The organism is Microcoleus sp. PH2017_12_PCY_D_A, from assembly GCF_020738565.1.
In the GTDB taxonomy this organism is placed as follows: domain Bacteria; phylum Cyanobacteriota; class Cyanobacteriia; order Cyanobacteriales; family Microcoleaceae; genus Microcoleus.
The window spans coordinates 1-6,407 of the sequence record NZ_JAEQCI010000195.1 but is presented as its reverse complement, the minus strand read 5'-3'; the positions used below and the strand labels follow the sequence as shown (position 1 = coordinate 6,407).

At 48.5% G+C, this 6,407-nt stretch carries 6 protein-coding genes; 4 read left to right on the top strand and 2 right to left on the bottom strand.

Annotated elements, in window-relative coordinates:
* Positions 1–720: 720 nt before the first annotated feature.
* Positions 721–1,503 (bottom strand): DUF475 domain-containing protein, encoded by a 783-nt coding sequence (locus tag JGK39_RS32095; protein ID WP_293255135.1) that lies wholly within the window; start codon positions 1,501–1,503, stop codon positions 721–723.
* A gap of 371 nt (positions 1,504–1,874) precedes the next feature.
* On the opposite strand from JGK39_RS32095, the gene psaM reads away from it, so the two are divergent.
* Both psaM and JGK39_RS32085 read left to right on the top strand, forming a co-directional pair.
* Positions 1,875–1,970, top strand: a complete 96-nt coding sequence (psaM, locus tag JGK39_RS32090) for a photosystem I reaction center subunit XII (protein ID WP_015174804.1) — start codon at positions 1,875–1,877, stop codon at positions 1,968–1,970.
* Between the two features lie 280 nt (positions 1,971–2,250).
* Positions 2,251–2,664: a hypothetical protein gene (locus tag JGK39_RS32085; RefSeq protein WP_293255132.1), complete on the top strand. Its 414-nt coding sequence runs from the start codon at positions 2,251–2,253 to the stop codon at positions 2,662–2,664.
* 266 nt (positions 2,665–2,930) lie between these two features.
* Here JGK39_RS32085 and ctpA read toward each other — a convergent pair whose 3' ends face one another.
* Positions 2,931–4,220 carry a carboxyl-terminal processing protease CtpA gene (ctpA, locus tag JGK39_RS32080; RefSeq protein WP_293298802.1) on the bottom strand — a complete coding sequence of 430 codons (1,290 nt, stop codon included), beginning with the start codon at positions 4,218–4,220 and terminating at the stop codon, positions 2,931–2,933.
* 591 nt (positions 4,221–4,811) lie between these two features.
* Between ctpA and petB the strand changes: the two genes are divergently transcribed.
* Both petB and petD read left to right on the top strand, forming a co-directional pair.
* Positions 4,812–5,480, top strand: coding sequence for a cytochrome b6 (gene petB, locus JGK39_RS32075; RefSeq protein ID WP_293255231.1), 669 nt, complete (start codon positions 4,812–4,814; stop codon positions 5,478–5,480).
* A gap of 183 nt (positions 5,481–5,663) precedes the next feature.
* On the top strand, positions 5,664–6,146 hold the full coding sequence (gene petD / locus JGK39_RS32070) for a cytochrome b6-f complex subunit IV (RefSeq protein WP_293255126.1): 483 nt from the start codon (positions 5,664–5,666) through the stop codon (positions 6,144–6,146).
* Positions 6,147–6,407 lie beyond the last annotated feature (261 nt).

The following is a 6,407-nucleotide window of genomic DNA, read 5'->3' as shown; positions in this document are numbered from 1 at the left end:
GTAAGGCTAACACTGCATAATTTCAGCCCAAAAGCGTTTGGCTTCCAAGTTTTCACAACTGATAAAAAAATCCGACCCACATCTGCGGAATGTGGGTTTGATGGCATGGAAATTGCGATCGGTTGAAGGTAATTCTGCTGATACCATTCTTCTATGAAGCTCCATGGAATGTATAGCCTTTCTCAAATAAGTGAGGTATGCCCTAATGCCCTAGGCCCGGCCCAGGCCTAGGCCCGGCCCAGGCCGGAGAGTACCTCATCTTTCTGAGAACCGCTATATCCTTTACCGGAAAGGATTTTAGACTTCCTATTTTGTGCAGCTTCATAGTGAATTAGTATGAGATTGAAACTTCATTCTACCTCTTGCTTGAATCGTTTTAATGAATTTTGGGACGGGCGAGACGCCCATCCCACAAGAAGAAAAAAAAATTTTGGGATGGGCTCTGCCGCCCATCTTATACCAATTTTCTAAAATCGTGCAACACTCTTCGACCCCCCTAGCCCCCCCGATGTTTTGGGGGGGGACAAGAATACTGTTGCATTCTTTTTTTCAATTGATATTACAAGAAGAAAAACAAATTGGGACGGGCGGGAGAGCCCGTTCTAGGTATTTTGGCACTGTGACGTTTGTCCGGGGATATGAGGTTGTTGCCGAGTTTAATCTGCCTTCAGTTTGTTTAAATTGACAGATTTAAGCGACTTGCATTTAGATGAAAGTAAGTTAAATTTCGGACTTCTGTGGTTGCGCTTCCGGGACAGTAACTTCTGCATCCGGCAGATTGAGAGCAACTTCTGCGGATTCTGCCAGAGATTCTACAGTTTCTAATGCCTCGGGAGTGCGCTTAGAAAATCCCCAGACAAACATTAGGGCGATAGAAGAAACTACCAGCCACTGGGGAGGTACTAAACTCTCGTTAATTACTTTAACCAGCAATCGCATTCCGACGAAACCGACTGTAATGTAGCCAGCATCTTCAAGGTGTACGAACTCATCGAGCCAGCGGATGAACAAGCCTGCCATAAATCGCAGGGTGATGATGCCAATTGTCGCGCCGGTCAACACCAGCCAAGTTTGGTCAGAAATTGCGATCGCAGTTGTAACGCTATCCAAAGAAAATGCTAAATCCGTCAGAGCTATTGCTGGAATTGCTTTCCACAAAGACGAAAATCTGGGGCCGTGATGTTCTCCATCAGAGTCAGCATCTGAGGCAAAGTGCTGGAAAACCAGCCACAGCAGATACAGGGCTCCGAGCAGTTCAAACTGCCAGAACTGGATCACCCAAGTCGCCGTTAAAATTAGTGCTATTCGCAGTACAAAAGCAATTATTAAACCGAGGTTGAGAGCTTGTTGCTGTAGCTTGGGCTCTTCCAAGCCTTTGGAAATAGATGCCAGGGCGATCGCGTTGTCAGCCGAAAGCACCGCCTCCAAAGCTACCAAAACCAACAATAATAAAAAGGTGTCAACTCCCAATTGGGGCGAAGCATCAAGAAATTGATCTAGCATTAATTATTTTGTGCACCTAACGATTTGCAAGGGTCGAGCTCAGTGCAAATCACCGGCTCTGTCTAAAATGAGTGTCACCTTCACTGATCGTAACCTAGTGCGGTAACTTTGTCGCGGGCGATCGCTCGTCACCGGCAGTTCGGAAACCGGCAATTGACGGGATTTTCAAGGGATTTAGGGGATTTATAGCGATCGATGTTGAGCCTAGAAGTCAAGCGTCAAGATTTTTCCTACTCGGACACTCTCCCCCACTCCCCACTCCTCCCGAACCGCACCGAATTACTTGTCGATTTGTAACAAAAGATTCCCAAAAGCGCCAATTTGTCTCAAATTAGTGAAAGCTCGTGCCCGTGAAATGGAGTTTTCCTCATATGTCTTTAACAGATACTCAAGTCTACGTAGCGCTCGTAATTGCTTTGATTCCTGGAATCTTGGCTTTCCGGCTGTCAACAGAACTGTACAAGTAGTTTCGAGACACAAGTAGCTAACCGCACCGCTGCCTGTCCGAGTAGTTAAATCTCGAAATTACAGACAATTGCTGTCATCGTGCAGTAGATTGTTTGTGGTCACGAAGACGAGACTGCAAGGGCAGGCATTTTTATTGGGAAATTCCGTCCTCAGGTGCCACCCAGTCTCAAAAATTTGGGCCCGCGAGCACCCTGACAAACAGGGGCGGGTGTGCGTTAAACTCAGAATTTTCTGTGGTCAGCTCTAAAAATTCAGTCTCAGGTATTTGAAAAAAAAATTATGCAAGCGATTCAACCTACCGTTACCCCACTACGTCCAGTCAAAACTCCCCCTCGGGTTACTCCTCGTCGCAGCAGCAGCCAGCGTTCCTACCCTCATCAAACCCTCGCCGCCGAAACAGGAGTCAAGTTAGCAGTTAACGTGGTTCTTTCAGTCTGTGCGACTTCTGCTTTGATTCAGCTTTGGCCCCACTACCGGGGAGTGCAAGAAAAGTTGCACGAAATCCAAGCTGAAGTGAATCTTACTCAAGCGCGAGTCGATAAGTCGCGATCGGACTTTAACCGCTATTTTGACCCCAGTCAGGCTAAAAGTGTGATGCAAGAGCAAAGCAATCGAGCCGATCCCCAGCAGCGAGGAGTGATTTTGCAGGAACCCGAAGCACCCGATTCCGAGGAATCCACCTTGCAACCTTAATCGTGAGATAGCAACCTTAACCTGAAGATTGTCGTAGGATGTGCACCGCGCACACAGAAGAAAGAAGAGCGGGTTGAAGAAGAGCGGGTTGAAGAAGAGCGGGTTAAGGAAGAGCGGGCGAATCGAATTCGCGCCGACACAGACGAAACCCGGATGGTGCGCGGGTTGAAGAAAGAAGAACGGGCGGTTGAAATTACCTTATTGTCTTCCGTCGGCGTCCGGCGGACATTGTTTGTGTAGCCGCGAATGACCTTCGCCGTCTTTGCTTATTGTGTTCTGTCCGCAGAGGCGGACATTGTTTGTCTAAACCTGGTTTCAACCGCCGTCTTGGCCATCACGGTTTTTTCTTTGAGCAGTTGCAGCGCAGCTTGATATTGCAAGTCTTCTTCGGTGCCAATTCGATCGCGCGCAATCGGTTCTAGCGGCACTGCGCGATCGGGCGAAATCCCCAATTTGTTAATATCCGTGTGGTTCGGCGTCTCGTACTTAGCCACAGTCACAGCCAACCCGGAACCGTCAGACAAATCAAACAGCGACTGAATCAGTCCTTTCCCGAAAGTCTTTTCGCCCACGAGTTGAGCTCTGCCGTTATCTTGCAGCGCACCAGCCAAAATTTCGCTAGCACTGGCCGTTCCCTTGTTTACCAAAACAATCAGCGGATCGCCAGTTAAGGCTTGTCCAGAAGCCTCAAAACTGCCGAGAATGCCTTGTCTGTTGACCGTGTAGACGATCGTCCCAGAATCGATCCACAGACGCGCAATTTCAATCCCAGCTTGCAACAGCCCGCCGGGGTTGTTCCGCAAGTCGAGAATGTAGGAGGCAGCGCCTTGTTTTTCCAAACGATCGATCGCGTGGGCGACTTCTTCGGTGGCGTTAGCGCTGAATTGACTCAGGCGAATGTAGCCCAGCGGTAAATTGTCCGGCCCGGACTGCAATTCGGCATAAACCGGATTGAGAGCAATGCGATCGCGCACCAGCTCAATATCCTCAGGAACCTCCCTTCCTTCGCGTCCCAAGGTCAAGGTAACAGGAGTGCCGATGCGGCCGCGCATTCGAGTTGCTGCTTCGTCCAGGCTCAATTCTGACGTGGGAGTGCCGTCAATTTTCAAAATGCGATCGAGCGGTTGAATGCCGGCTTTATCCGCCGGCGAACCCGCCAAAGGAGCCACTACTGTTAGGGTATTTGTCTGGGGGTCGATCCCAATTTGCAGCCCCACACCAGTCAATTCTCCCGAAGTGTTGACCTGCAAACTGCGGTACTGTTCCGGTTTCAGCAGTCGAGTGAAAGGATCGTCGAGATTTGCCAGCATCCCCTGAATCGCCGTGTAAGTCTGCTGTCTGTCGTTGAGCGGTTCCTTAACGGCTTTTTGGCGAATCGACCACCAGTTTTTCGAGTTGAAGCTGTCGTCCACATAAGAGCGGTTGACAATGCGCCAAGCTTCGCTCAAAAGCTGCTGTTCTGGAGTTAGCGCCGCCGCAGGCCCAGCCCACGCGCCGAGAACCAGGACGACTTGGAGGAAGAATAAAATTGCTGTCTGGAAAACTCGTCTGTGCATGATTTTTTTGTGTCAAAGATAGGCAAGTATGGCATTTCCTGTATTTTAAGTTTGTAAGCTTTTAAGCTTTTGTGCAGTCAACTGTCCCGGAGACATTCAGGATTCATCATTGCCCAGCCGCGAACAAAAAATTAGCTTATTGTAACATTTAATCGCAAACTTAGTGAAGTTTTATCATGAATATTAAATTTGACCTCCCAGGAACCCGCTGGCAGCCCAGGACTTGGGTCTGTAGCTCGGCTCTTGGCTGTATGCCAGCTTGGGGCGGATGTTGATGTGGCAGAAAATGCTATTTGAGACTCGGCTAAGGCCTCGCTATCGTGAAATTTGCACCGCAATTATGTTACATTTTTTATCACAGTCTGGAATTCGATCGCGCAACGCCAGCGAGTAGGGATCAGCTCAAGCTTGGTTTCCCAGTGCTCGCGGGCGATCGCACCATAGATTTCCTTTCGCGGGCTCCAAATTTAAAAATAGCCTCAGGCATTTGCGAGTTCAAGCCAACTGCTCGGCGCGGGGCGACCAAAAAACCTTGTGGCTGCTGAGAATGAACCTCAACCACAGCAATATTCTTTTAGGAATTCTGGCTCCATGTTTTCTAAACAAATCACCGAATCAAAAACCTACCAGTGGTTTGATGAACGCCTGGAAATTCAGGCGCTCGCAGACGACATCACTACAAAGTATGTACCTCCCCACGTCAACATCTTCTATTGCTTGGGCGGAATCACTCTAGTTTGTTTTCTAATCCAGTTTGCCACCGGCTTCGCCATGACTTTCTATTACCGTCCCACGGTAGCAGAAGCTTTTTCTTCAGTGCAATACCTGATGAATGAAGTCAACTTCGGCTGGCTGATCCGCTCCATTCACCGCTGGTCTGCCAGCATGATGGTACTGATGATGATTTTGCACACCTTCCGGGTTTACCTGACCGGCGGCTTCAAAAAGCCCCGCGAGTTAACCTGGGTGACTGGAGTCATCTTGGCAGTCCTCACAGTTTCTTTCGGTGTGACCGGCTACTCGCTACCTTGGGATCAAGTTGGTTACTGGGCCGTTAAAATCGTTTCCGGCGTACCCGAAGCCATCCCCTTTGTCGGTTCTTTGCTGGTTGAACTGCTGCGTGGCGGTGTCAGCGTCGGTCAAGGCACTTTGACTCGCTACTACAGCTTGCACACTTTTGTGTTGCCTTGGCTGATTATTGTCTTCATGCTGGCTCACTTCTTGATGATTCGCAAGCAAGGCATTTCTGGCCCGTTGTAAATTTTGAGTTGTGGGGGCAGTATTTTTTTTGCCCCCCTGCTGAATTTTGGGTTGAAAATTCAGAATTCATCTCTCATGATATTTATTACGGTCAATACGAAGTGCGATCGCCCCGCTGATTCGGACTAACGAATGCAGCGGAATGCCAAGCCCGGGTAAAACTAAAAGGAGAACACTCTCACTATGTCTATTATCAAAAAACCAGATTTGAGCGATCCAGAGCTACGCGCTAAGCTCGCTAAGGGCATGGGTCACAACTATTACGGCGAACCAGCTTGGCCCAATGACTTGCTGTACGTTTTCCCAATTGTGATCATGGGAACGATTTCTCTGTGCGTCGGTTTGGCCGTACTTGACCCAGCTTTGATTGGCGAACCAGCCAATCCCTTTGCTACTCCGCTGGAAATTCTGCCGGAATGGTATTTGTGGCCCGTGTTCCAACTTTTGCGCGTTTTGCCTAACAAATTGTTGGGTATTGCTTGCATGGCTGGTGTTCCCGTAGGCTTGATTTTGATTCCGTTCATCGAGAATGTTAACAAGTTCCAAAATCCGTTCCGCCGCCCTGTTGCTACTACAGTCTTCCTTTTTGGAACTGCGGTAACTCTGTGGTTGGGTATTGGTGCTATTTTCCCGATCGACAAATCTTTCACGCTGGGTCTGTTCTAAGATTTAAGCTTGTCTGATTTTGACGCCCGCGGGTTTCCTATAAAGTGCTGTTGTACTGCTGGGAAACTTTAGCGGGCGTCATTTTATTTTAGATTTTAGATTTTAGATTTTGGATTTTTTATTGGGATTGAGGATTCATCGATCTCAAAGTTATACCAATTTTAAAACCCACATTCCGCAGATGTGGGTCGGATTTTTTTATCAGTTGTGAAAACTTGGAAGCCAAACGCTTTTGGGCTGAAATTATGCAGTGTTAGCCTT